General features: G+C 68.6%; 25 protein-coding genes and 1 pseudogene. 14 read left to right on the top strand and 12 right to left on the bottom strand.

Features of this window, described 5'->3' with window-relative positions; genetic code table 11:
- Positions 1-3: 3 nt before the first annotated feature.
- From ALI144C_RS39050 to ALI144C_RS39035, 6 genes and pseudogenes are all read right to left on the bottom strand, one after another.
- Complete coding sequence (locus tag ALI144C_RS39050) at positions 4-969, bottom strand: magnesium transporter CorA family protein (protein WP_193441265.1); 966 nt, start codon at positions 967-969, stop codon at positions 4-6.
- A 19-nt stretch (positions 970-988) separates the two neighbouring features.
- Positions 989-1108, bottom strand: coding sequence for an amino acid--tRNA ligase-related protein (locus ALI144C_RS58560; protein ID WP_269086732.1), 120 nt, complete (start codon positions 1106-1108; stop codon positions 989-991).
- 121 nt (positions 1109-1229) lie between these two features.
- Positions 1230-1412: pseudogene (locus ALI144C_RS58555) on the bottom strand (aspartate--tRNA(Asn) ligase); the annotation flags it as partial.
- Positions 1413-1552: 140 nt separating this feature from the next.
- Positions 1553-1738: a hypothetical protein gene (locus ALI144C_RS58055; RefSeq protein ID WP_237774528.1), complete on the bottom strand. Its 186-nt coding sequence runs from the start codon at positions 1736-1738 to the stop codon at positions 1553-1555.
- A gap of 305 nt (positions 1739-2043) precedes the next feature.
- On the bottom strand, positions 2044-2925 hold the full coding sequence (locus ALI144C_RS39040; RefSeq protein WP_076992264.1) for a hypothetical protein: 882 nt from the start codon (positions 2923-2925) through the stop codon (positions 2044-2046).
- Positions 2926-2943: 18 nt separating this feature from the next.
- Positions 2944-3528 carry a 3-keto-disaccharide hydrolase gene (locus tag ALI144C_RS39035; protein ID WP_237774527.1) on the bottom strand — a complete coding sequence of 195 codons (585 nt, stop codon included), beginning with the start codon at positions 3526-3528 and terminating at the stop codon, positions 2944-2946.
- Positions 3529-3616: 88 nt separating this feature from the next.
- Here ALI144C_RS39035 and ALI144C_RS39030 point away from each other — a divergent pair, with 88 nt between their 5' ends.
- The 6 genes from ALI144C_RS39030 to ALI144C_RS39005 all read left to right on the top strand — a co-directional run bounded on the left by ALI144C_RS39030 (position 3617) and on the right by ALI144C_RS39005 (position 9527).
- Positions 3617-4684, top strand: coding sequence for a sensor histidine kinase (locus ALI144C_RS39030; RefSeq protein WP_083753785.1), 1068 nt, complete (start codon positions 3617-3619; stop codon positions 4682-4684).
- A complete protein-coding gene (locus ALI144C_RS39025) occupies positions 4684-5433 on the top strand; it encodes a LytR/AlgR family response regulator transcription factor (protein ID WP_076992263.1) in 750 nt (249 codons plus the stop codon). The genes ALI144C_RS39030 and ALI144C_RS39025 overlap by 1 nt, the downstream gene beginning before the upstream one ends.
- The gene (locus tag ALI144C_RS39020; protein ID WP_076992262.1) at positions 5433-5780 is read left to right on the top strand and encodes a hypothetical protein; all 348 of its coding nucleotides are present in this window, start codon (positions 5433-5435) and stop codon (positions 5778-5780) included. The genes ALI144C_RS39025 and ALI144C_RS39020 overlap by 1 nt, the downstream gene beginning before the upstream one ends.
- Positions 5777-7522 (top strand): sodium/solute symporter, encoded by a 1746-nt coding sequence (locus ALI144C_RS39015; protein ID WP_076992261.1) that lies wholly within the window; start codon positions 5777-5779, stop codon positions 7520-7522. The genes ALI144C_RS39020 and ALI144C_RS39015 overlap by 4 nt, the downstream gene beginning before the upstream one ends.
- A 65-nt stretch (positions 7523-7587) precedes the next feature.
- Positions 7588-7935 (top strand): DUF485 domain-containing protein, encoded by a 348-nt coding sequence (locus ALI144C_RS39010; RefSeq protein WP_076992260.1) that lies wholly within the window; start codon positions 7588-7590, stop codon positions 7933-7935.
- Complete coding sequence (locus tag ALI144C_RS39005) at positions 7932-9527, top strand: solute symporter family protein (RefSeq protein WP_076992259.1); 1596 nt, start codon at positions 7932-7934, stop codon at positions 9525-9527. Before ALI144C_RS39010 ends, ALI144C_RS39005 begins: the two co-directional genes overlap by 4 nt.
- Positions 9528-9584: 57 nt before the next feature.
- On the opposite strand, the gene ALI144C_RS39000 is transcribed toward ALI144C_RS39005, so the two are convergent.
- The 3 genes from ALI144C_RS39000 to ALI144C_RS38990 form a co-directional block, all read right to left on the bottom strand.
- Complete coding sequence (locus tag ALI144C_RS39000) at positions 9585-9962, bottom strand: YybH family protein (RefSeq protein WP_076992786.1); 378 nt, start codon at positions 9960-9962, stop codon at positions 9585-9587.
- A 102-nt stretch (positions 9963-10064) separates the two neighbouring features.
- Positions 10065-10460 (bottom strand): rhodanese-like domain-containing protein, encoded by a 396-nt coding sequence (locus ALI144C_RS38995; protein ID WP_076992258.1) that lies wholly within the window; start codon positions 10458-10460, stop codon positions 10065-10067.
- Entirely contained in the window at positions 10457-10987 is a 531-nt protein-coding gene (locus ALI144C_RS38990; protein ID WP_076992257.1) for a cysteine dioxygenase, read from the bottom strand. Before ALI144C_RS38990 ends, ALI144C_RS38995 begins: the two co-directional genes overlap by 4 nt.
- A 172-nt stretch (positions 10988-11159) precedes the next feature.
- On the opposite strand from ALI144C_RS38990, the gene ALI144C_RS55965 reads away from it, so the two are divergent.
- Both ALI144C_RS55965 and ALI144C_RS38980 read left to right on the top strand, forming a co-directional pair.
- A complete protein-coding gene (locus ALI144C_RS55965; protein WP_168211466.1) occupies positions 11160-11528 on the top strand; it encodes a DUF2294 domain-containing protein in 369 nt (122 codons plus the stop codon).
- Between the two features lie 15 nt (positions 11529-11543).
- Positions 11544-13433 (top strand): S9 family peptidase, encoded by a 1890-nt coding sequence (locus ALI144C_RS38980; RefSeq protein ID WP_076992255.1) that lies wholly within the window; start codon positions 11544-11546, stop codon positions 13431-13433.
- A gap of 13 nt (positions 13434-13446) precedes the next feature.
- Here ALI144C_RS38980 and ALI144C_RS38975 read toward each other — a convergent pair whose 3' ends face one another.
- A complete protein-coding gene (locus tag ALI144C_RS38975) occupies positions 13447-14607 on the bottom strand; it encodes a cyclase family protein (protein ID WP_076992254.1) in 1161 nt (386 codons plus the stop codon).
- A 22-nt stretch (positions 14608-14629) separates the two neighbouring features.
- On the bottom strand, positions 14630-17950 hold the full coding sequence (locus ALI144C_RS38970; protein WP_168211465.1) for an EAL domain-containing protein: 3321 nt from the start codon (positions 17948-17950) through the stop codon (positions 14630-14632).
- 267 nt (positions 17951-18217) lie between these two features.
- Here ALI144C_RS38970 and ALI144C_RS38965 point away from each other — a divergent pair, with 267 nt between their 5' ends.
- From ALI144C_RS38965 to ALI144C_RS38950, 4 genes are read left to right on the top strand one after another with little or no spacing between them, the layout of a single operon-like run.
- Positions 18218-19267, top strand: coding sequence for a BMP family ABC transporter substrate-binding protein (locus ALI144C_RS38965; RefSeq protein WP_076992252.1), 1050 nt, complete (start codon positions 18218-18220; stop codon positions 19265-19267).
- An 11-nt stretch (positions 19268-19278) separates the two neighbouring features.
- On the top strand, positions 19279-20649 hold the full coding sequence (locus ALI144C_RS38960) for an ABC transporter ATP-binding protein (RefSeq protein ID WP_193441264.1): 1371 nt from the start codon (positions 19279-19281) through the stop codon (positions 20647-20649).
- Between the two features lie 11 nt (positions 20650-20660).
- Positions 20661-21644, top strand: a complete 984-nt coding sequence (locus ALI144C_RS38955; protein ID WP_076992251.1) for an ABC transporter permease — start codon at positions 20661-20663, stop codon at positions 21642-21644.
- Entirely contained in the window at positions 21637-22485 is an 849-nt protein-coding gene (locus tag ALI144C_RS38950) for an ABC transporter permease (RefSeq protein WP_076992250.1), read from the top strand. Before ALI144C_RS38955 ends, ALI144C_RS38950 begins: the two co-directional genes overlap by 8 nt.
- Here the strand turns inward: ALI144C_RS38950 and ALI144C_RS58780 are convergent.
- Complete coding sequence (locus ALI144C_RS58780; protein WP_202819161.1) at positions 22469-22669, bottom strand: hypothetical protein; 201 nt, start codon at positions 22667-22669, stop codon at positions 22469-22471. The two genes, ALI144C_RS38950 and ALI144C_RS58780, sit on opposite strands and share 17 nt — an antisense overlap.
- Before the next feature lie 173 nt (positions 22670-22842).
- Here ALI144C_RS58780 and ALI144C_RS38945 point away from each other — a divergent pair, with 173 nt between their 5' ends.
- Both ALI144C_RS38945 and ALI144C_RS38940 read left to right on the top strand, forming a co-directional pair.
- A complete protein-coding gene (locus ALI144C_RS38945; RefSeq protein WP_076992249.1) occupies positions 22843-23985 on the top strand; it encodes an ROK family transcriptional regulator in 1143 nt (380 codons plus the stop codon).
- A 100-nt stretch (positions 23986-24085) separates the two neighbouring features.
- Positions 24086-25402, top strand: a complete 1317-nt coding sequence (locus tag ALI144C_RS38940) for an LLM class flavin-dependent oxidoreductase (RefSeq protein WP_076992248.1) — start codon at positions 24086-24088, stop codon at positions 25400-25402.
- Positions 25403-25406: the final 4 nt, after the last annotated feature.

The raw sequence follows: 25406 nt of genomic DNA, 5'->3' as shown, positions 1-25406 counted from the left end.
GCGCTACAACCAGTCCTTGCGTTTGAAGGTCGCGTAGAGCGTGATCGAAGCGATCGCTATGACCACTGTGGACAGCCAGAAACCCCACATCTGGTCCACGCCGGGAACCGGGATGTTCTGGCCGTAGAACCCGGTGATCGCGGTCGGCACCGCGATGATCGCCGCCCAGCTCGTGACCTTCTTCATGATCAGGTTCATCCGGTTGCCCTGCAGGTTGAGCTGGGTGTCCCTGACCGTGGCGATCAGGTCGCGCAACGACTCAACCTGCTCCGACGCCCAGATCACGTGGTCGAGCACGTCCTGGAAGTACGGCAGCATCCGCTCGTTGTAGATCGGGTTGTTGTCCGGCCGGAGCAACGGGACGAGCACCTCACGCATCGGGGACACCCTGCGCCGCAACTGCCCCACGGCCTTGTGCAGCGTCAAGGAGAGCCGCTGCACCGCCGTCGAGTTCGGCGGCTGGGTGAACACGTCGTCCTCGAGCGACTCGATGCGGTCGTCGAGGGACTGCGCCGCGTCCAGATAGGAGTCCACGACGTAGTCGAGGATCCCGTGCAGCAGGTAGGCGACCCCGTCCATCACGGCCTCGTTGTCCCACCGCTGCACGAGAGCGTCCACGTCGAACGCGGGGTCCTTGCGCACGGTCACCAGCGTTTGCTTGGTCACGATGACCGCGAGCTCGTGCGCGGTCAGCTCGCCGTCGCCGTTCGTCTCGACGGCGTAGCAGATCACGAGCGCGTGCCCGGGGTAGCGGCTGAGCTTCGGCCGCTGGTGCTGCTGGACCGCGTCCTCGACCGCGAGCGGGTGCAGACCCAGCGATTCGCTGAGCTCGGCGAGGTCGTCCTCACTGGGCGCCGCCAGGTCCACCCACACGACGGTGCTGGGATCGGCGAGGTTGGCCGCCAGCCGGTCGGGCGGGAAGTTCTCGGCTTCCAGCCTGCCGTCCCGGTACACCCGCGATCGTGTCATGATCGCACAGTAGTGCAGGTCAGGGTCTGAGCCTGTGCAGATCCCTCGGGAACAAGATGGTCTGCCGGATGTTCGGCGCGTCCACCAACCTGGCGGTCCAGCGCTCCAGGCCGAGCGCGAACCCGCCGTGCGGCGGCATGCCGTGCCGGAAGGCGGCGAGGTAACCCCTCGTACGGCTCCGGGTCGGGCAAGACGGCCAGGTAGTCGGCGTACCGGTGCGGCCGTTGACCGCCGGTGACCAGTTCGACGCCACGGAACAGCAGGTCGAAGCTGGTGGAGTACGCGGGCCGCGCCGGGTCCGGATGCGTGTAGAAAGGTCGTTTGCGCATCGGATACCCGGTGACGAAAAGGAATTCCGAGCCGTACGTGCGCAATGCCCACTCCGACAACGCCCGTTCGTCCGCCGGGGCGAGGTCCGGTTCGTCCGGTGCGGCGCCTGCCACCGCGAGCGCGTCCGCGAAGTGGATCTCCGGGATCTCGGCAGGCACCTCCGGCAGTCACACGCCGAGCAACGCCACCGCGCCGGCCGCACGGTCACGGACCTTTTCGACCATCCCGGCCACGGCCTCGCGGAGCACAGCCATCACGTCGTGGTGGTCGGCGATGACTCGGTGGCCGTAGCGACGATCTTGGGCGTGTGGACCTCGGTGAACCCCAGCGCGTCGAGCGCGGCCCGATACCCGGCGACACTGGCCGCGGTGATCGCGAACCCGGCCCGTGACCGCGGATGCCGAAGAGCAACGGGCGCATTGTCCAAAATGGTGGGCAAGGATGCACTGAGCCCGGGGCGGTAGAGGTCGAACGGGGGAGCCTGCACAGGCCCGGACAACGACGTGACCACCGGCTCGGTGATCTCGGCGCCACCAAGAGCCTGCGCACTGGCGACAACGAGGCCCTCGACCTCGACGACAGTCTCCTCGCTGACCCCAGCCGGGCCAGGCAGGACAACCTGCGCTCGTCTCCGTCAACGCGTTGCCGAGAAGGGTAGGACAACCACACCGGCTCGGCACGTCGATTTCACCTGGGCGAGCAGATCACCCGGCGGCACGTCGGGGTCCAGTGGGCTCGGATTACTTACTTGCTGAGTCGGGCGTACACGCTGCGAGGTGGAGCCAACGAGCCGGACAGCGCGAACGTCTGTTCGGCGACCCGAGTGGCCAGGTCCGGCAAGAACGGTGTCAACTCGTTGGCGAGCGTACGACAAGCGGCCAGCAGCGTCGCCAGTACGGTGTCCAGCTCCTGATCCGGACCGCTGATGGCCAGGTCCCATGGTCGTGACCTGGTCAGATAGCTGGCCGCGGCATCGACGATCTGCCAGACGGCCTCAGTCGCCGCGACGAAGTCGGACCTGGTCAGTGCGGCGTGGACCGGGCCGGACACCGGTGGCCAGGTGCCGCCCGCCGGTGGTTCGCCGTCGCGGTAGCGGTGCACCAGGCCGGTTGCCCGGTCGATGAGGGTGCTCAGGCGTTTGTGCAGGTCCTTGTTGGCCAGGTGGACGATCCGGTCGGGGTTGAGCGTCGGGTCGCGCAGCAGCCACCAGCGCACGGCGTCCGAGCCGTACTGCGACGAAAGCGCACCGATGTCCGGGATGTCGATGTCGGGGTGCACCACGATCGCGGTCGGTAGGGGCGCGTTCGAGGACAGCAGGTGCGCGCGCCAGGCTTCCGAGTGCTGGCGTTGTGCGGGTTCGCCGATGACGTGGACGCGTGCGTCGCTTCCCGCCCACCAGCGTTGGTAGTGCGCTGGGCCGAGCACGTCCACGTATCGGGGGATCGGCGTTTCTGTCGCGTCGTAATCGTTGTACGACAACGTGAGCGTTGAGCGGAGTTCGGGTTCTCCGCCGCCGAGGAACCGCACTCGTGCGCCGGTCATCCGGTAGTGCCGTGCCAACACGTCCGCCCACACCAGTTCCAGTGCCGACGCCCGCGCTGTGGTGGTCACGTAGACCCGCGACATCACGGGAACGTAGCACGGCTACTCGGTCAGCCGGATGTCACGGAACGACACCACGTCGTTCTCCCCGTGGTTCTGGATGCCGATGTGCCCGGAGGCCAGTGACCGTTTCGGGTCCGTGTTGGTGAAGTCGTTGACCTGCACGCCGTTGAGCAGCACCCGCACCCGTTCGCCGGACACCACGAGCTCGAACGTGTTCCACTCGCCCGGCGGTCGCAGCGCCCTGTCCCTGGCCGCGATGTCCGCCGACTGGAAGCCGTAGATCGCCCCGGTGGTCCGCGACGGTTCGTCCGTCGCGTCGATCTGCACCTCGTAGCCGTTGTCCACCGCCGACATCGGGTCCGTACTCGCCGGGAAGCCGATGAACACCCCCGAGTTCGAGTCGCCCTGCGTCCGCCAGTCCAGCCGCAGCGTGTACGACCGGAACTCGTGCGCCGAGTACCAGAACAGCCCCATGCCGCCCGACGAGGTCAACACGCCGTTGTGGTTGGCGAAGCCACCCGGCCCTGCCTGCGACCAACCCACGGTGGACCCGCTGTAGAGCCGTAGGGGCCCAGGGGTGCACGCGGCCAGCAGCAAGGCGACCACTACCAAGATCTGCCGCATCACTGCCCACGGTACGTCACGGCCCGGCTGGTCGCCGTACCTGCGACGTAAGATCTCAGACCTGGTACATCGATGCGATGGAGCCGCGATGTCTGTGCTGCCCGGCCAGGACCCCGCCGCCCGGTCCTGGCGGCCCCTCAAGCGGGGCGCTCTCGCGACGCTCGGCGTGGCCATGCGGGTCGCGGGCGACGTCGCGGGCGGGTTGAGCGGGCCACGGGTGCGCGCGGCGGTCAGAGGCGTGCGCAGGCTGCTCGAGGTCGACGGCACCGGTCTCGCCGACCTGTCCGGGCGGCTGGAGTGGGTCGGCCAGACACCCTCGGGTGTCGACGTGATGTCTCTGGTCGAAGACGTCCTGCACAGTGAGACGAAGGCGGGCAGGCTGCCGACCGTCGCGTTGCCGCTGCACGCCCGCGACGAGCTGTCCGGTGTGCTGGTGGTGGCGGGCGCGAGCCGGATGGGGCCGGTGCGTGACGTCGCCGACTGGATCAGCGACGCGCTCGAACGCAACCGCCTCGAAGCCATGGCCGACCAGGCCGCGCAGGCCGAACTGCGTGCGTTGCGCGCCGAGATCTCACCGCATTTCGTCTACAACGCGCTCACGGTGATCGCGTCGCTGGTGCGGTCCGACCCGGACCGGTCACGGGAACTGATGCTCGACTTCGCCGACTACACCCGCTACAGCCTCGCCCGGCACGGCGACTACACGACCGTCGCCGACGAGTTTCATGCGATCGAGACCTATTTGGCGTTGCAGCGCGCCGTGCTCGGCGACAGGCTGCGTGTGCAGATCCGGGTGGCGCCGGAGGTGCTCGCGGTGGCGATCCCGTACCTGGTGTTGCAGCCGCTGGTGGAGAACGCCGTGCGGCACGGGATCGAGCCGCGTTCGAGGTCGGGACTGGTGCAGGTGCGGGGCGAAGCCGAGGGGTCGGACTGCGTGATCAGCATTGAGGACGACGGGGTGGGCATGGACCCGGCCGTCGCCGAACGGGTACTGGCCGGGCACGGCCGCTCCGACAGCGTCGGGCTGACCAATGTGGACAGAAGGCTGCGCAACGTCTACGGCTCCTGGTTCGGGCTCGTGGTGGAGACCGCGCCGGACGCCGGGACCAGGGTGGTCGTCCGGGTGCCGATGTTCCAGCCCGGGGTGATGCCGTGATGGGACAGGGCTTGACCGTGCTCGCCGTCGACGACGTCCCCGCGGCGCTGGACGAACTGGTCAGGATGCTGCGGGACGCCCCGGAGGTCGACGAGGTGCACGGCGCGGCCGACCCGATCGCCGCGCTCAAGATGATCCACAGCGGCCGGTTCGACGCGATCTTCCTCGACATCTCCATGCCCGGGCTCGACGGCCTCGAACTGGCCGCGCTGCTGCGCAAGCTCAGCGAGCCGCCCGCGATCGTGTTCGTCACCGCCCACGAGGAACACGCCGTCGCGGCGTTCGGCATCGGCGCGGTGGACTACCTGCTCAAGCCGTTGCGGTCGGAGCGGCTCGCCGACACCCTCGCCCGGCTCGGCAGGCGCACCGAACCCGCGCCGAGACTCGACGCGATGGCCGCGCTGCCCGTCGAAGCCGCTGGCCGGACCCACTACATCCGCCGCAGCGAAGTGTATTTCGTTGAGGCGCAGGGTGATTACGTCCGGCTGCACACCAAGGCGGGATCGCACCTCGTGCGGATGCCGATCTCACGGCTGCAGGAGTACTGGGAGAGCGCGGGTTTCGTCCGCGTGCACCGCGGTTTCCTGCTGTCCATCGGATCCGTGCGCGAACTGCGCAGCGACTCCGCGGGCGGACTGCTCGCGCACACCGAGGCCGGTGACGTCCCGGTGTCCCGCAGGCACTCCCGTGAACTGCGCGAGCGCTTGCTCCGGGCAGCGCAGCACGGCGAGTTGGACCGGCGGGCCTGATGCCGCATCGCAGGGTCGCGGTGACCAGCCCACAGACCCGCCTCGCGCACGCGCGCAAACGCCTGCGTGCCCGGTGGCGGGTGCCGGTGCTCGACCCGGCCGACGCGGAACGGGCGCAGCGGCTCTTCCGGGTGCAACGCCGACGGGCCGCGGCCGCGGTCGGCTGGCTGTTCGCGCTGGTGTTGTTGCTGCCGTTGGTGTTCGCGCTGTGGCCCCGGCTGGACACGCTGCACCTGCTGGGGATTCCGGTGTCCTGGCTGATGGTCGTGCTGATCCCGTTCCCGGCCATGGTCTTCCTCGCGGTGTGGCAGTTGCGGCGCGCCGAGAAGCCCGAGGACGAGGAGTGATCGCCGCTCTCGCGGTGGCCCCGGTCGTGCTGATCACGTTGCTGATCGGGCTGCGCGGGGTCGCCGCGATGCGCACCACGTCCGACTTCCTCGTCGCATCACGCCGGGTGTCGCCGCTGCTGAACTCGGCCGCGGTGTCCGGCGAATACCTGTCCGCCGCGTCCTTCCTCGGCGTGGCCGGTCTCGTGGTCAAGGACGGGCTCGGCGCGCTGTGGTACCCGGTCGGGTTCACCGCCGGGTACATCGCGATGCTCGCACTGGTCGCCGCGCCCATGCGGCGGTCCGGCGCGTTGACCGTGCCGGACTTCGCCGAGGCGAGACTGGCCTCGCCGCCGCTGCGCAGGCTCGCGGCCGTGGCGATCCTCGTGATCGGCGGGCTCTACCTGGTCCCGCAGTTCCGCACCGCCGGGCTGGTGCTCAGTGTCGTGAGTGGATCGCAGTACTGGGTCGGCGTGGTGATCGCCGGGGTCGTGGTCGCCGTGACGCTCGCGCTCGGCGGGATGCGGGCAGCCACCTACGTCCAGGCGTTCCAGTTCTGCCTGAAACTGGTGCTGTTCATCATCCCGGCGATCTGGCTGTTGCTGCGCGTCGGGCCGGACGTCCGCCAGGAAGCGGTGAACCCGACCGAATTCACCCACTTCGGTCACGACACCGCCGTGACTTTCCGTACGGCGGTCACAGTGGACATCACCACGCCGACCACTGTTCGTGACACAGCAGGCGGTGAACTCACGATGCCTGTGGGGGAATTTCAGATAGCGGCGGGCAGTGAGTACATCTTTCCCGAAGGAGCGGCCGTCCCCGGCCTGAAGGGACAGACACCGCCCGGCGGGGCCGGGTGGGAACGACCGCTGATCGACGTGCAGGGCGAGGGGTACCCGCTGCTGGGCACGTGGGCCGTCCTGTTGGCCACCATGCTCGGCACGATGGGGCTGCCGCACGTCCTCATGCGTTTCCACACCAGCCCGGACGGTCGCGCCGCGCGCCGGACCGCGGCGCTGACAGTCGTTCTGCTGAGCGCGTTCTACCTCTTCCCCGGCATCTACGGCGTACTGGGCCGTGTGCTGGTACCGCAGCTCTACCTGACGGGCGCAACGGATACGGCAGTCGTCGCACTACCGTCCCAGGTGGATGACGGAGCGTGGGGTGACGCGTTCACAGCGTTGCTGACCGCCGGTGCGTTCGCGTCGTTCCTGGCCACCTCACTGGGTTTGCTGCTCGTGGTCTCCGGCGCGATCTCGCACGACCTGTTGGCAGGCGGGCTCAGACAGCTGCGCGTGACGGTGTTTCTGGCGGCGGTCGCCGTCGTGCTGCTCGCGTTGCCCGCCGCCCGGCTGGACGCGGGCATCCTGGTGACGTGGGGGTTCACCGTCGCGGCGTCCACGTTCAGCCCTCTTCTGGTGCTGGGCATCTGGTGGCCGCGGCTCACCGCCGCCGGCGCGATCGCCGGTGTGGCAGTGGGTTTGCTCGCCACCGCGGGTGCGATCGTGATGACGCTGTTCGGCTCGCCGGTGCACGGCTGGCTGGCGATCCTGGTCGCCCAGCCCGCGCCGTGGTCGGTTCCGCTCGCGTTCGGCACCATGGTCGTGGTGTCCTTGTTCGGCAGGCCGCCGCCGTGGACGACGACGGCGATGCTGCGCCTGCACCTACGAGAGCAACCAGAACGTGACCTGGGCCACTCGACGTTCGGGCTTGACCGTTCGTCGACCGTTCGTCGCATGGTTCGGCGGTTTGTCCGCTAACCCGTCTGGGGCGCTGACCATCCCCCTATCGTGTCGCGGAACACACGCCGTGACAGGGAGGTCGCGTGAGTACCGTCGAACCTGACACCCGGCCACCGGACGCCCAGGACTGGGCGAAGGTCCAGGCCAGTCCCGAATTCGCCGACCTGCGGCGCAGGCTGCGCCGGTTCGTGTTCCCGATGACCGGCTTGTTCCTGGTCTGGTACCTGGTGTACGTGCTGCTGGCCGACTACGCGCACGGCTTCATGTCCACCAAGGTCTTCGGCAACATCAACGTCGCCCTGATCCTCGGCCTGCTGCAGTTCGTGTCGACCTTCGCGATCACGATGCTGTACGTCCGGTACGCCAACAAGAAACTTGACCCGAAAGCGGAGGAGATCCGCGAAGGGATCGAAGGCGGTGACGCACAGTGAGCATCGCCCAGGCCGCGTCGAACTCCAACCCGACGCTGAACATCTCGATCTTCGCCGCGTTCGTCCTCGTCACCCTGGTCGTGGTGTTCCGCGCCAGCAAGAACTCCCGCACGGCGGCCGACTACTACGCCGCCGGGCGTGCGTTCACCGGTCCGCAGAACGGCATCGCGATCTCCGGCGACTACCTGTCGGCCGCGTCGTTCCTGGGCATCGCCGGTGCGATCGCCGTGAACGGTTACGACGGTTTCCTCTACTCGATCGGGTTCCTGGTCGCGTGGCTGGTGGCGTTGTTGCTGGTCGCCGAGCTGCTGCGGAACACGGGCAAGTACACGATGGGTGACGTGCTGGCGTTCCGGATGCGCCAGCGACCGGTCCGCGCCGCCGCGGCGACGTCCACCCTGGCGGTGTCCTTCTTCTACCTGCTCGCGCAGATGGCCGGTGCCGGTGGTCTGGTCGCGTTGCTGCTGGGCATCACCGACAAGGCCGGGCAGGCCGCGGTCATCGCGATCGTCGGCGTGATCATGATCGTGTACGTGCTGATCGGCGGCATGAAGGGCACCACGTGGGTGCAGATCATCAAGGCCGCCCTGCTGATCACCGGTGCCGCCGCGATCACCCTGTGGGTGCTGGGCCGTTACGGCTTCAACCTGTCGTCGCTGCTGCAGGGCGCGGTCGACAAGGCGACCCCGGCCGTGCTGGACCCGGGCCTGCAGTACGGCAAGACCGCCGAGACGAAGCTGGACTTCGTGTCGCTGGCGATGGCGCTGGTGCTGGGCACCGCGGGTCTGCCGCACATCCTGATGCGTTTCTACACCGTGCCCACGGCCAAGGAAGCCCGCCGGTCGGTGGTCTGGGCGATCTGGCTGATCGGCATCTTCTACCTGTTCACGCTGGTCCTCGGCTACGGCGCGGGCGCGATCGTGGGGCCGCAGGCGATCAAGACGGCACCCGGCGGGGTCAACTCGGCGGCGCCGTTGCTGGCCGACGCACTCGGCGGGCCGGTGCTGCTCGGGTTCATCGCGGCGGTCGCGTTCGCCACGATCCTCGCTGTGGTGGCGGGTTTGACGATCACCGCGTCGGCGTCGTTCGCCCACGACGTGTACGCCAATGTGATCAAGAAGGGCAAGGCAGACCCGGCCAAGGAGGTCAAGGTCGCCAGGATCACCGCACTGGTGATCGGCGCGGTGGCCATCGCGGGCGGCATCTTCGCCAACGGGCAGAACATCGCGTTCCTGGTCGCGCTGGCGTTCGCGGTGGCCGCGTCGGCGAACCTGCCGACCATCCTGTACTCGCTGTTCTGGAAGCGGTTCAACACCCAGGGCGCGTTGTGGAGCATCTACGGCGGCCTCGCGGTCTGCATCCTGTTGATCATCTTCTCGCCCGCCGTGTCGGGTACGTCGGGATCGATGATCAAGGGGGTGGACTTCTCCTGGTTCCCGTTGCCCAACCCGGGAATCGTGTCCATCCCCGTCTCGTTCTTCCTCGGCTGGCTGGGCACGGTCCTGTCGAAGGAGCGTGACGACGCCAAGTACGCCGAGATGGAGGTCCGCGCGCTGACGGGCGCGGGCGCCGAGAAGGCTGTCGCCCACTAAGGGGCGTTTCCAGCAGAAGAAGTGAGGGCCGTCCGGTGCGCCGGACGGCCCTCTCGCTTATGCCGTTCCGTTCGGGTTGTCGAAGACGAGCCGCCATTCACCGTCCGCGCCCAGTCGCAGGACGTCGGTGGACGTGCCGGTCAGGTCGACCTCGTCGCCGTCCGGTGTCGTGCCCTTGATGGACCAGTCGATGAGAACCAGCGCGATGTCGTCGGCCCGGTAGACGTGCCGGATGTCGGCGTTCATCGGCAACCCGAAGCCGAGCAGGTGTTTCTGGGCCGCTCGCCGCGCGTCCCCCGTCATCGGCTGGCCGGGGGCGGGCACGAGCACGCCGTGTTCTTCGAACATCCCGTCGACGGTCTCGGCGTCGCCGCGGTTAAAGGCGTCCACAAAGGACTCGATAGTTCTGGTGATGCCGTCGTGATCTGCTGCCATGAACAAAACAGTGTATCGCGCCAGGTCACCCGGGCCGTGACCACTCGTGTCCACCGTTCCAGCACGCATCACTCGAGGTGCTGGAACGGTGGACAAGCGGGGTCAGATCAGCCTGGACATCACCGGGAAGCCCGCGTCACGCCACGCGGCGAACCCGCCGATGACGTCACGGACCCTGGTCAGCCCCAGCTGGGTCATCACCTGGTGCGCGGCGAGGCTGGAGGTGTAGCCCTCGTTGCAGATCAGGATGATCTCCTGGTCGTGCTCGGCGTGCCGCAACTCCTTGATGTGCCACGGCCCCGTCACGTCCAGGCGCCACTCCAGCACGTGCCGGGAGACCCCGATCGCGCCGGGGATCTCGCCGAACCGCCACCGGTACTCGGTCGGCCGCAGGTCGACCAGGGTCGCGCCGGTCCGCAGCGCCTCCGCTGCCTGGGCAGGGGTGTAGCGGGTGATCTCCTCCCGCGCCCGCTCCAACAGCCGCGAGATCGCGCTCACGTCCGGGCCGCGCGAAGCGCTGCCGCCTCGGCCTCCAGGACGCCGGTGTCCGGCTCCGGGGTGTCACATTCGATCGCCCGCAAATGGTGCGTCCCGGTGGGGAGCGAGCAATAGAAATTCATGACCCGCAGCGGCGGTGAATAGGCGTGGATCGACACGGTCGGGGTCATTCCGACATTGACGAGATTGTGCAGGTAATCCGCGCCGAAGCCGACGGCGGCGCCCTGGGCGTGCCGCCTGGTCCGCAGCCGCGTCGTGCCGACCGTGCCGTAGTCCTCGACCAGCGAACCCCTGGCGACGGCGAACGCGCCGACGCTGCCGCCGTGGTCGTGCAGCAACGTGTCCTGGCCGATGTCCCAGCAGATCAGCCACACCTCGTGGGTGGCGTCCCGGCTGAGCCGGACGCAATGCCGCTCGTAGAGGTCGAACTTGATTTCGGCACGCCAGGAATCCGGCGATTTCGCGATGGTTTCGACGATGTCCCGTAACTGCCCGGCGGGCAGCACGGCGTCGTGTGGGAATTCCACGAGACAAGCCCTTTCGCCAAGAACCCACGGTGTCCTGGTCCGCCGGGTCGGCGACCCGTCGCTCCAGGCCAGCATGGATTGGTATCTCGCTCGAGCTCCTGCCGCCGCAAAACACACCGTTGTCGGCGCGTTCACCACGGCAAAGCCCGAAAGGCCACTATATGGTGGCCAGGTGCGGATAACCAGAGCACAGCGCAACGCGGTGGCCGAAAAGATCACCAGCCTTGAGCGGTCGTTCTACGGGCGCGGTCCGCGCAGCGTCAAGGTGTCGGTCAGCGACGACGACCCGATCAGCCTGGTCGTGCTGTCGGTGGACAGCCTGACTGTCGCGGACGCCGTGCTCAGCGAGCGCGGGCTCAAGGACGCGGTGATCCGGCACCACGAGGCGCTGCACGAAGCCACCAAGGCGGAGTTCCAGGAAGCGATCGAGGAGATCGTCGGCAGCCCGGTGTCGGCGTACCTGGCACAGGTGCACCCCACCACCGGCCTCGCGGTGCGGGTGTTCGTCTTCAGCGACCAGGACGACGGCGACGAGGCCTGAGATAGGGTCGCCCGGGTGAACAGTGATCCTGTTGTCGCGCCGTACGGGGAATGGGACTCACCGGTGACGGCGGCCGACGTCGCCAGTGCCCGGATCAGGGTCGCCTTTCCCCACATCCAAGGTGGCGAGCTGTGGTGGCAGGAGATCCCGCCGGGCAACGGCGGACGAACCACCGTCATGCACAGGGCCGTCGACGGCACGATCACTTCCGTTCTCCCGCCCGGCTACGAGGCGCGTACCCGCGTGCACGAGTACGGCGGCAAGTCCTACCTGCCGGTCCCGGGCGTCGGCCTGGTGTTCGCCAACCACGAGGACCAGCGGCTGTACCTCGTCACCGGCGGGGACGAGGTTGACGGGGGCTGTGTACCGCTGACCCGGCCGGATTCCGGGCGTTACGCCGATTTCGTGCTGTCCCCGGACGGGACCGAGGTCTGGTGCGTCCGGGAGATCCCCGGTTCGCCTCCGGTCCGCGCGATCGTGGCCGTCCCGCTGGACGGCGGCGCGGCGGTCCGGGAACTGGTGGACACAGGCGATTTCCTGGCTTTCCCGACGCCGTCGCCGGACGGCACGGCCCTGGCGTGGATGTGCTGGAACCGGCCGGACATGCCGTGGGACTCCGCACAGGTGCGTGTCGCCCGGCTCGACGGATCCGAACCGGAGCGAGCGGTGCTCGGTGGGCCCGGCGAGTCGGCGCTGGCGCCGCTGTGGCGTGACGGCGAAAGCCTGTACGCCATCTCCGACCGCTCCGGCTGGTGGAACCCGCACGTGGTCGACTTGGCCGGGACAGTGCGGGACCTCTGCCCGCGTGAGGAGGAGTTCGCCGAGCCGCTGTGGAGCCTGGGCGGTCGCCCGTTCGGCGTGCTCCCGGATGGGCGGCTCGTCGTGCTGCACGGCCGAGGGGAGCTGCGCCTGGGCATCCTCGAACCGGATTCGGGCAAGATCACCGACGTCCCGACGCCGTACACCTCGTTCGCCCCGGCGTTGACTGTGGACGGTCACACCGTTTCCTGCGTCGGCTACAGCCCCGACCTGCCCGCCGCGGTGATCACAGTGGACCTGATCAGCGGCCACTGCGACGTGGTGCGCCCGGAGGCCGCGCTCGTGCACACGACGTACCTGCCGTCCGCCAGGGCAGTGGAGTTCACCGGTGACGACGGCAAACCGGTGCACGGTTTCCTCTACCCGCCGTCGAATCCCGGGTTCCGCGCGCCGGACGGCGAGAAGCCGCCGTACGTCCTGTGGGCGCACGGCGGGCCGACCGGCCATTCGACGTCGGCGTTCGACGTCGGCAAGGCGTTCTTCACCAGCCGTGGCATCGGTGTGCTCGACCTGAACTACGGCGGATCCAGCGGGTATGGCCGCGCGTACCGCAACCGTCTGCTGGGCAAGTGGGGCATCGTCGACGTGGCCGACGCGGTGACCGCCGCCCGAGCCCTTGTCGCGCAGGGCGAGGCCGACGAGTCCAGGCTGGGCATCCGGGGCGCGTCGGCAGGCGGGTGGACAGTGCTGGTCGCCGCGACGCGCAGCACTGTCTTCGCCGCGGGTGTGTCGTACTTCGGCGTCAGCGACCTGACCCTGCTCGCCGAGCAGACGCACGACTTCGAAGCCGGATACCTCGATTCGCTGGTCGGGCCGTTGCCGGAAAGCGCTGAGCTGTACCGGGAACGCTCGCCACTCGGGCACGTCAGCCCGCAGACCTGCCCGCTGTTGCTGCTGCAGGGCCTGACCGACCCCGTCGTGCCGCCGTCGCAGGCGCTCGCGTTGATCGGCGAACTGGCGGAGCACGACGTGGACCACACGTACATCGCGTTCGCCAAGGAGTCGCACGGTTTCCGCAAACCGGCGAACGTCCGCGCGAGCCTGGAAGCCGAACTGGCCTTCTACCGCCGCGTCTTCGGCACATGACGGGCCGACGTCGTCAGGGCTGCCCCAGCGCGGCCGGTGGCGTGTTGCCGCACGTGGCGCCCTCGACGAACTGGGGCGTCACGATGAACACGAACTCGTGCACCCGGTCAGCCGCCAACTGGTCGAGCACGTAGGACTCAGCGATGCGGATCCCGTGGCGCATCAGCAGTTCCTGGTGCACGGGGATGACCGCGCCGTCGTTGTTCACGGGATTGCCCATCACCTCGAGGGTCCACGTGTCGCTGCCGATCAGCACCGGCCGGAACCTCGCCAGGTACCGGGCTTCGCGCAGGTAGATCCCCGGCATGCCACCGGATCCGCCCCACCGCGCGAGCTCGGCGGGATCGCGCCGGGCCAGCAGGTTGGTCCAGCCGGTGCGCAGGAGCACGGCGTCACCGGGGTCGATGCGCTCGATGTGGCCGAACTCCATTGCCTGTTTGATGTCCTCGACCGTGATCCGGTAGTTGTCCTTGAGCACCGGCTGACCGTTGGCCGCGGGTGGTCCGAGCGCGTCGTGCTGGCCGGTCGCGGCCTTCACGCCGACGACGTCCAGCAGGATGCCCTTGGTGACGATCGGCCCGGTGTGCTCGCTGCCGAGCATCGCGGTGCCGTGGTCACGGGCGATGTCCTGGCCCCGGAACCCGTTGTAGAACAACCCGGCCGCGCCGACGTGGTTCAGGCCGTCCAACTGGGACCCGATCTGGAACGTGTTCGACGCCTCGAACCGTTCCTCGTGCACGCTGAGCTTGTTGGCCCCGAACGGCTCGTCGAACGCCACGTGGCCACCGAAACCGGGCGGTGCGGGATAGCCGCCCAGCAGCAGCTTCAGCTCGTGCCGCCGTTCCGGCTGGTACGGCTGCATTGTCGGGAACCCACTCCACATCAACGCGCCGAGGTTGTACGTCTTCACCGGGCGGTTCGCGTCCAAGGTCTGCCGCAGGACACGGGCGGTCTTCGCAGGCGTCACCTCGTTGAGGGTGCCCCGTTGGTCGCGCGGCCCGTACCGGCTGGGCGCCCAATCGCGCAGGTTCGCCGGGTCGGCGTAGTCGAACGGCACGTCATCGGGGCTCGTGGCGTGGGCTTCGGACGGCAACGCGGTGAGCACAGTGCCCGCCGCGCCCGCCTTCAGCACACCCCGGCGGGACAGGCTGGCTCGCAACAGATCGACATTCATACCCGTACTGACCCGCGCGGGGTCAGGAATTCATCGCGATCCCGTTGACCGACAGCGCGGGCGGCTGCGCCTGCGGACGGCCGAGCAGGTAGCCCTGCGCCTGGTCGCAGCCGAGTTCCTGGAGCACGGCGAACTGCTCGGCGTCCTCGACACCCTCGGCGATCGTGGTCAGGCCGAGCGCTTGACCGAGCCGGATCACCGCGGTCACGATCTCCCGGTCGGACGGGTCGGTGACCAGCCCGGCCACGAACGACCGGTCCACCTTGATGATGCTGACCGGCAGCCGTTTGAGGTAGCTCAGCGACGAGTAGCCGGTGCCGAAGTCGTCGATGCCCAGCCCGACGCCCATCTCCCTGAGCTCGTCGAACTGCCGCAGCGTGGACGTGTCCGCGTCCATCAGCACGGTCTCGGTCAGCTCCAGTGCCAGCGCCGACGGTTCCAGCTCGGCGGCAGCCAGCGCGCGGGCGACCGTCCTGGCCAGGTCCGGTTGAGTCGCCTGACGGGCCGAAAGGTTCACCGCCGTGCGGAAGTCCGGCGGCACGACACCGTCCGCGCGCCACAGCGCGAGCTGGCGGCACGCCTCTTGCAGGACGTACGTCCCGATCGGCACGATCAGCCCGCTGTCCTCGGCCACCTGGATGAACGCGGCAGGCGGCAGCAGGCGGTCGTTCTCTTCCCGCAGCCGCACCAGCGACTCCACCGCGACCGCCTTGCCCGTGCCCAGCTCGATCACCGGCTGGAAGTGCAGCACGAACTTCTCGTCGCGCAACGCCTGGCGCAGCGTGGACGCCACCGCGACCCGGTCGACCGCGCGGGCCCGCCGCGTCTCGTCGAAGATCTGCCAGCGGTTCTTGCCCTGGGTCTTGGCGCCGTACATCGCCGCGTCGGCGTTGCGCAGCATGTCCTCCGGCGTCAGGGACTCGTTGTCGGACAACGCGATGCCGATGCTGGCGGTGACCTCGACCTCGACCTCGTGCCCCGGCAGCACCACGAGCTTGCCCACCGCCGACGTCAGCCGTTCGGAGATCTCCACCGCGTTCTGCTCGCCTGCCAGGTCCGAGCACAGCACCACGAACTCGTCGCCACCCAGCCGCGCGACGGTGTCCGCGGGCCGGACCTGGCCGCTGATCCGCTTCGCGATCTCCCGCAGCACCTCGTCGCCGATGTCGTGGCCGAGGCTGTCGTTGATGTCCTTGAACCCGTCGAGGTCGATGAACATCACGGCGGTCAGCGACGGGTGCCGGTCGGCGCGGGCGAGCACCTGCTTGAGCCTGTCCATCAGCAGTGCCCGGTTGGGCAGGCCGGTCAGCGAGTCGTGCAGCGCCTGGTGGACCAGGCGGGCCTCCGCCGCACGGCGTTCGGTGATGTCCTCGATCTGCGTGACCAGGTACACCGGCGCGTTGTTGTGCGGGCGCACCGGGGACACCGTGACCTGGCCCCAGACGACCCGGCCGTCCGCGTGGTAGTACCGCTTGATGCCGTGGAAGGGCTCGTTGCTGCCCGCTTTCATGGCCGCGACCGCCGCGCCGCCCACCGCGTAGTCGTCGGGGTGGCTCACGTCCACCACCCGCAACGACAGCAACTGGTCCTCTGTCCGGCCGAGCATGTCGCACAACGCCTTGTTGACCTGCAGGAACACCCCGCCCTCGCCGACGAGGCACATCCCGATCGACGCGTGGTCGAAGGCCTGCCGGAACCGCGCTTCCGCGTCGCGCAGGTCCCGTTCGGCCGCCCGGCGCGCGGTCACGTCGATTCCCGTCGAGATCACGTGCGTGACCTCGCCGTCGTCGTCGACGATCGCGCCGTTGGACCAGGACACGTCGAACCGTTCGCCGTCGCGGCGGATCCACGTGTGCTCGTAGACCGCGGGCAGGTCCGACGGTTCGATGTCCCGGTAGTAGAGCGCCGTCGACGCCCTTTCCTCCTCCGGCAGGAACAGATCCCAGAACGGTCTGCCCACCACCTCGGCGAACGCGTATCCGGTGATCAGCTCGCACGCCCGGTTGAACCGCACGATCCGCCCGCCGCGGTCGAACACCACGATCAGGCTGCCCGCGACGTTCAGCACCGCGTCGACGAAGTCGTGTTCCTGTCTCAGGTGCAGCTCCGACAGCCGTTGTTCCTCGACCATCTCCTGCAACTGGTGTGCCATTCCGTTGAAAGCAGTCGCCATGTCACCGATCTCGTCGCGGCTACGCACCTGTACGCGTTCCGCCAAGTTGCCTTTCGCCAAGCTGGTCGCTCCTCTGGCGACCGCGCCGATATCCGTACTCATCCGTCGCGCCAGCCATACCGTTAGCAGCACCGCGATCACGAATGCGGCGAGCACACCGGTCAGCGCGAACGCCCGGTCCGCCATGTCGCTGTCCTGACGGATCCGCAGCATGCGCGTTTCCTGATCCAGGATCGCCGTCCAGAGCGTAGCCATTGTGGCCGCTGCGCCGTCGATCGCACGCGCGTATGCGGTCCGGTCGAGCCGGACTGTCGTCGCCTCGACGAAATCGCGAGTGGTCATTGTGGCCAGATCGGTCAATGCCAGGTACGCCGTACGCAGCCGCGGCGCGAGGTGGTCACGCATCTCGCGGCCGTCGGCCGTGGTGCTCATCGCGCGGAACGCGGTGAAGAGGTTGTCCTGCAGCACGTCCGCGTGCCGCATCAGCATCGCCACGTCACCGGCCACCTTGGTCCGGTCGGGCAGGGTGATCTCGCGGCTGGTGAGCAGGTCGTCCACGGTGTTGCCGAGTCCGCTGATCCTGATCACCAGCTCCGGCGAGCACACCACCATCGCGTCGGCGAGGTGGTACGTGCCCAGATCGGGGTCGAGCACCAGGTTGGACGTCGCCCCGACGTACCCGATCAGCGTCCGGACGTCGCCGATCAACATCGCCTGCGCCGCGTCGGTGTTCGTCCGTTCCTGGGGTCCGGACAGGACTCTCTGCCAGCTCTGTGCCTGTGCGGCAGGCAACGCGGTGGCGTTCAGATCCGCACTTGTGGTCCGCAGGTCCCCGTTGAGCCGCGCGTCCACTTCGGCCAAGAGGGCATAACCGCTGTTGATCCGTTCACGCAGGGGCACAAGATCTGCTGCGGGCCGTGTCGAAGTGCCAACCTGACGCGTGTACTTCTTGTGGGTTGCCAGATCAGGCAACAGCGTCGTCAGGGGACGCAGGTATTCGACACCACGCAGTTCGTTGGCGGTCATGTCGATGCGACGGGAGTTGGCTTCGAGCAACAGATATGTCGCGCCCGCGAGCAACGCGGTGAACGCGATGCCGATGGTGGCCAGCTTGTGCCATATCCGCCAACGTTTGCGCTTCGGCCGTACCTCGTCTTCCCGTTCAGTCACTGTGCTTCCGTGCCTAACGGCCGGCGCGTGCATCGGCAGGGCCACCACCTGGATGTCGCAACTCGTACCCCGTGCGCGGCAATCATCTGCCGCGCCTTCGAAGTGACGCAACCATCAATATGTGCGAGGGACGTGAACTGTACTGCCGGAATGTGTCAAAACGTGATCAGTTCGAAAGACATCCTATGATCGTCGTGCTCGCCGGGTGTCGTCTCGTGGACTGGGATGTTGATCATATGGTGGGACTTTCGGATTAGCATCCCCGGCATGACACCGAGAACATTGTTGCAGGTTGGTGCACTCGCCGCGGCTGTGGGGTTGCTCGCCGGGTGCAATGCGGCCAGGGCCCCCGGTGCGGCGCCGGGCCCGGCCGGGAGTTCCGGCGGTCCGGCCTTGGTGCTGGTCACACCGAACCCGGTGGGTGTCAACGACTTCTTCAAACTGGCCGTGCGCGGGGTCGAGTCGGCCGCGGCCAGGCACAAGGGTGGCCAGAAGGTCTACCAGAGCACCGATCCCGCATCGATTCAGCAGAACCTCGCCGCGGCCGTGCGCGAGAAGCCCGCTGTCGTCGTCGCCGTCGGCTTCAACTTCGCGGACGCGATCGCGGCCGAGGCCGAGCGCAGTCCCGGCCAGAAGTTCCTGTTCGTGGACTCGTGCACGGCCAAGCCGTTCGCGAACGTCACCTGCGCGGTGTTCCGCGAGTACGAGGGGAGCTACCTCGCCGGTGCCGAGGCGGGACTGCTGAGCAGGACCGGGAAAGTCGGTGCGGTGGTCGCGTTGGACACGCCGCAGTTCCGCCGGTTCTCCGTCCCGTTCGGTCAGGGCGCGGAGAAGGTCAAGCCGGGGACAACGTTGACACCGCTGTACATCGGCGGCTCGAACCCGTTCAACGACCCGGCGCGGGCGAAGGCGCTCACCGCGACGCTCGGCGGGCAGGGCGTCGACCAGGTGATGGGTGCTGCTTCGGCGGCGGGCAACCCCGGCGTGTTCGAAGCGGCCAAGCAGGGCGGGTTCTTCGCGTACGGCGTCGATGTCGACCAGTGCCCCTTGAGCCCTGGTCAGGTCGTGGACAACGTCGTCAAGCGGACCGACGTGGTGATCGGCGACGGCGTCGACGCGATCCTGAGTGGACAGAACGGCGGCACGAAGTCGTACGGACTCAAAGAAAATGGCATCGCGTTGACCGGACTCCAGCCGGAGGCGGCTTCGTCGCAGTGCGTGGTCGCACGCTATCCGGACGTGATCGAACGGGTCGGGGAGTTGCGCGACCAGATCGTCTCCGGCGCCATCACGGTCGAAGACCCAGCCAAGCAGTGAGCAGCCAAGCGATGAGCGGCGTGTCGATGCGGGGGATCGTCAAACGGTTCCCCGGCGTGCTGGCCAACGACCACGTCGACCTCGATGTCGGCGCGGGGGAGATCCACGCGCTGATGGGCGAGAACGGCGCGGGCAAGTCGACGCTGATGTCGATCCTCTATGGACTGTACCGGCCGGACTCCGGCACGGTGGCGCTGCGCGGCGAGCCGGTCGCGTTCGGCTCGCCGTCGCAGGCCATCGACGCGGGTGTCGGCATGGTGCAGCAGGAGTTCGCGCTGTTCCCGCAGCTGACCGTGGCCGAGAACGTCGTTTTCGGACGTGAGCCGACCCGCCGGGGGCTGCTGGACCGCAAGGCCGCCGCGCGGGCCGTCGACGAGTTGGTCGCCCGGCACGACCTGCGGGTGCGGCCCGGTGACCGGGTCGGCGACCTGCCGGTCGGGGTACGTCAACGAGTGGAGATCCTCAAGCTGCTCTACCGCTCGGCGGACGTGCTGATCCTGGACGAGCCGACGGCCGTGCTCACTCCTGGCGAGACCGACGGCCTGTTCGGCGTGCTGCGGGCGCTGGCCGCCGAAGGGCGCACGGTGTTGTTCGTGTCGCACAAGCTCCAGGAAGTGCTCGCTGTCAGTGATCACGTGACCGTGATGCGTGATGGAAAGGTCAGCGCGCACGGTCCGACAACCGATTTCACGCCGCATTCGCTCGCGTCGGCCATGACCGGCCGCGAGATCGACCTCGACCGGGTCCACCCGGCGGGCACACCGGGCGAGCCGGTGCTGGAGCTGCCCGAGCTGACGGTCAGGGCAGGCGAGATCGTCGGCATCGCCGGAGTGGCGGGCAACGGCCAGAACGAGCTGGTCTCGCGCGTCACCGGAGCCGCGCACGTGCCGGAGGAGCGCGGCGAGACGGGATCGGCCGCGTCGGCGAGCGTGGCCGACAACCTCGCGGTCGGGTTCCACCGCCGCCGTCCGTTGTCGCGCGGCGGACTCCTGCGCCCGTCGGAGATCAGGAAGCACGCCCGTGCGATCATCTCGCGGTTCGACGTGCGGGCGACCGAGCGGCAGCCGATGGGCACGCTGTCGGGCGGCAACCAGCAGAAAGCCATCCTCGGCAGGGAGCTGACGCACGACGCGCCGCTGCTCGTGGTCGAGCAGCCGACGCGAGGTGTGGACGTCGGCGCGATCGAGAACATCCACGCGCAGCTCGTCGCGTACCGCGACGCCGGGCACGGCATCCTGCTGATCTCGTCGGAGCTGACCGAGATCCTGGCCTTGTCGGACCGGATCCTGGTGATGTACGAGGGCAGGATCACCGCCGAGTTCGGCCGCGCGGACGCCGACCCCGACCGGATCGGCCTGGCGATGGCGGGTGGTGCCCCGTGAGGACAGCCCCCTTGAAGACAGCCCCCTTGAAGACAGTCGGGGTCGCGGTGCTGGCCGCGCTGGTCATCGGCACGGTGTTGCTGCTCGCCACGGGTGCGGATCCACTGGTGGCGTACCAGTCGATCGTGTCGGGCGCGTTCGGCCCGGACGGGTTCGCCGACACGCTGGCCTACGTGGTCCCGGTCGCCGGGCTGGCCACGGCGTTGGCCATCCCGTTGCGGGCGGGCATGGTGAACCTCGGTGGTGACGGTCAGCTGGTGCTCGGCGCGATCAGTGCCGTCACGGTCGGGCTCGGCACCGGCAGTGCCGTGCTCGCGTTGCTCGCCGGGATCCTCGCCGGAGGCGCGTACGCGGTCCTGGCGGCGTTGTGCGAGAACCGGTTCGGTGTGCCGCTCCTGGTCAGTACCTTGCTACTGAGTTATCCGGCGATGTCCCTGGCTAGCTATCTAGTGCGCTTTCCGCTGAAAGACGAGGGATCCAGCCTGCCGCAGACCCCGCAGCTGCCGGACGGCGCCCGGCTGCCCGAGTTGGCCGCGCTCGTCGTCGTGCTCGTGGTGGTTTTGGTGTACACAGTGGTCGACGCACGCACCCCGGCGGGCTTCGAAGCACGGGTGACGGGGTGGAACGCGCGGTTCGCCGAGTACGCCGGGATCGACCGGCCACGGCTGACCGTGCGGTTGCTCGCCTTCTCCGGGGGCACGGCCGGGCTGGTCGGGGCGATGGTGGCGATGGGGTTCCCGTACCGGTTCATCGACGGCGCGCTGATCACGCCGCAGTACACGTGGATCGGCCTGCTGGCGGCCTTGCTGGCCAGGGCGAATCCACTCGGGACGCTCGTGGCGGCGGTGTTCTTCGCCGCGCTGACCAGCGGCGGGTTCGCGATGGAACGCGCGACGCAGGTACCGCGCGAGCTGACCGCGATCCTGCAGGCGGTGCTGATCCTCTTCCTGGCGGCGACTTCGGGGCTGCTGCGCAAGCGAGGTGCTCGTGTTTGACCTGAGCCTGATCTCGTCCACGCTGACCGCGTTGACGCCGATCCTCTTCGCGGCGTTGGGTGGGGCGTTGTGCCAGCGCGCCGGTGTGTTCAACATTTCGCTGGAGGGCACGCTGCTGGTCGGGTGCTTCGCCGCGGTCGCGGGCAGTTGGTACACCGGCAGCGCCTGGCTCGGTGTCCTGACAGCGGTGGTGGCGTCGGCGGCGTATTCGCTGATCCTGGCGGTCGGCTCGGTGACGTTCGGCGGTGACGCGATCGTCATCGGTGTGGCCGCGAACCTCCTCGCGGTCGGCCTGACGAGCTTCCTGATCCGCACGGTCTTCGGCACCGAGGGCGCGTTCAGCGACCCGGCGCTGGACGGACTGGAACCGGTGCTCGGACAGTCGCTGCTGGTCTACGTGTCCTGGATCGCCGTTGCCGCGTTCGCGGTGCTGCTCTACCGCCACCCGTGGGGATTGCGGCTGCGCGGAGTCGGCGAACGGCCACTGGCGGCGAGAGCTCTCGGCGTGAGCGTCACGAAATACCGGTACTGGGCGATCATCGCCGCGGGCGCGTTGTGCGGCCTCGGCGGCGCCCAGTTGGCACTGGGTTCGGTCACCTTGTTCGCCGAGAACATGACCGCCGGGCGCGGGTGGATCGCGGTGGTAGCGGTGATGCTCGGCCGCGCGACCCCGATCGGCGTGCTGCTGGCGGCGTTGTTGTTTGGGCTCGCCGAAGCGCTGGGCTTCCGGCTGCAGGGCCTCGGGCTGCCGCAACAGGCCACCGACGCGGCGCCGTACCTGGTCACGTTGGTCGCGTTGTTCCTGTCCAGCAGGCGCAACCGAGTCAGCGTCCCGGGATAGCGTCCAGCAGACCCTGGGTGTACTCGTGCCGCAGGGCGGACAGCACGTCACGCACCGGGCCGGATTCGACGATCCGGCCCGCGTGCATCACCCCGACGCGGTCGGCGATCGGCGTTGCCCGCTTGTGAACAGCCCGCGACGACGAGCGCTGTGCGAGCAACGCCGCCGTTAACCTGGATGACACAACGAACTCCTCTGCTCCCTCCTCGTGAGTGGTTGTCGGGGTTCTGACCCGGCTAACCACTCACGAGGTCTATGCACTACTGCAGCTTGCGAAGCGACGTGTGCGCCGGTCAACGGCGTCCACGGCGTGGGACAGGGGCTTGTCCGGCGCGGATAGCTGCCATCATCCCGACCATGGTCGCGAGTCCCACTTCGAGTGCGGCTGCGGTGTTGCGCGCGGTGCTCCGGAACGGCCCGGTGCCGCGCCGGACGCTGTCCCGTCTCACCGGACTGAGCGGGGCCGCCGTGTCACGCCATTGCGCGCGGCTGGTGGAGCTCGGCCTGGTCGTCGAGACGCCGGCCATCCAACGGATGGGCCGCCCGCACGCGCCACTGGACATCGACACCGACACCCACCGTGTGGCCGGAGTCCACGTGGCACACGAGTTCTGCACGGTCGTGGTGCTGGATCTGCGGTGCCGTGTCCTCGCGCAGCGTCGCGTGCCGCACGTGTCCGGCGATCCCGTCGAGGTACTGGAGAACGCCGCGGACGAGCTCACTTCGCTTGTGCTCGAGGTGATTCCGGGTCAGGCTCCGTTGTCGCTCGGGGTGGCCACCGGGGGATGGGTCGACCAGGATGCCGGGGTGATGGTCGAGCACGCCTCGCTGGGCTGGCGGGACGTGCCGTTGCGGGACGTGTTCGCGCGACGGCTCGGACTGCCGGTGCACGTGGACAACCACACGCGTGCGTTGATGCACGCCGAGGAGCTGTTCGGCGCGGTGGGGAATCGGGACTCCGTGCTGTACCTGTTCGTGGGCAACGTGGTCGACGCCGCCGTCCGGATGGGCGGGCGGACGATGCGCGGCAGGCGTTCCGCCGCGGGCGACATCGCGCACCTGCCCGTCGGTGATCCGGCTGTCCGTTGCCCCGAAGGGCATTTCGGGTGTTTCGAGGCAACGGTGGCCGATCAGGCGTGGTCTCGCCGGGTCGCCGGGCGGTCGTTCTGGGACCTGCTCGCGGCCGCCGAGTCGGGCGATGTCGTGGCGCGTCGGCAGTTGGCCGAGCGCAGCCGGATCATCGGACGTGTCGCCGCTTTGCTGTACGACCTGGTGAACCCGGACCTGCTGGTGGTCTCGGAACTCGGTGCGAACTCCTTTCCCGAATGCCTCGCCGCTGTCCGCGAGGAAGTCGGCACACGCTCGCGCGCGCCGGGAAACCCGGTGACCGCAAGCAGTTTCGACTCGTCGACCGTGCTGGCCGTCTCGGCGGGGGCGGCTGCTTTGGACATGCTCTACGGTAATCCGCTGTCGGCGTCGTTCGCGCCCACGTCTCACTGAGTGGGCCCGACTTAATTTCATCCGTCGCAAAGTTGACCGTCCCGTCGCGGCATTCCCAGTATTGGACGCATCCCACCGCGCGACGATCCTGGAGAAACCCATGCCGGAGCGGCACTTGCACCTCAACGCCTTCCTGATGGGCGTCGGCCATCACGAGGCGGCGTGGCGACACCCGCTGGCCGATCCGGCCGCGCTGACCGACGTCCGGCACTTCCAGAACCTGGCGCGGATCGCCGAGCACGGCACGTTCGACTCGGTCTTCCTCGCCGACGGAGTCCAGGTGTGGGGCGACATCGAGCACACCGCCGCCCAGGTCTTCGAACCGATCACGCTGCTCACCGCGATCGCGGCCGCGACGAGCCACATCGGACTGATCGCGACCGTGTCGACCAGTTACAGCGAGCCGTACAACGTCGCGAGGTGGTTCTCGTCGCTCGACCACATCAGCGGCGGCCGCGCGGGCTGGAACATCGTGACCACCGCGGGCGACCGGGCCGCGCAGAACTTCTCCCGTGACGCGGCGGCCGACCACGCCGAACGATACGAGCGCGCGGCCGAGTTCGTCGGCATCACCAACCGGTTGTGGGACAGCTGGGATGCCGACGCGCTGGTCGTCGACAGGGCAACCGGTGTCTACACCGACCCGGCCAAGGTTCGGGAACTCGGCCACGTGGGCCGGTTCTACCAGGTCCGGGGCCCGCTGAACTCGATCCGCGGCCCGCAGGGGCGGCCGTTGCTCGTCCAAGCGGGATCGTCCGAGGACGGCAGGACCTTCGCCGCGCAGCACGCGGAAGCCGTGTTCACCGCGCACCAGACGTTCGACTCGGCGCGCGCGTTCTACACCGACCTCAAGGCCAGGGTGGCCGAACAGGGACGGGACCCGGACTCGGTGAAGGTCCTGCCGGGGATCGTGCCGGTACTCGGTGCCACACAGGCCGAAGCCGATCAGCTGGCGCGAGAACTGGACGAGCTGATCGTGCCCGTCCGCGCGGTCCGCCAGCTGTCGGAGATGATCGGCGTGGACCTGACCGGGCACCCGCTCGACCGGCGACTGCCCGAACTGCCGCCGGTGCAGCGGGTCAACGGCGCCAGGAGTCGGTTCGAACTCGTGCGTGACCTGGCCGTGCGCGAGCAGTTGACGTTGCGGCAGATCCTGTCGCGGCTGGGCGGCGGCCGTGGCCACCAGGTGGTCGCGGGAACACCGGACACCATCACCGACCACATCCAGACGTGGTTCGACCAGGGCGCCGCGGACGGCTTCAACGTCATGCCGCCGCTGCTGCCACACGGGCTGGAGCAGTTCGTCGAGACGGTGGTGCCCAGACTGCGTGACCGCGGGCTGTTCCGCAGCCGCTACACCGGCTCGACCTTGCGTGATCACTACGGCTTGTCGAACCTGGCGCCGGTGACGGTCTGAAGGA

The sequence above is a fragment of the Actinosynnema sp. ALI-1.44 genome (assembly GCF_001984155.1).
In the GTDB taxonomy this organism is placed as follows: Bacteria; Actinomycetota; Actinomycetes; order Mycobacteriales; family Pseudonocardiaceae; genus Kibdelosporangium.
The sequence above is the reverse complement of the archived record's forward strand: the minus strand, read 5'-3'. Positions and strand labels throughout refer to the sequence as shown.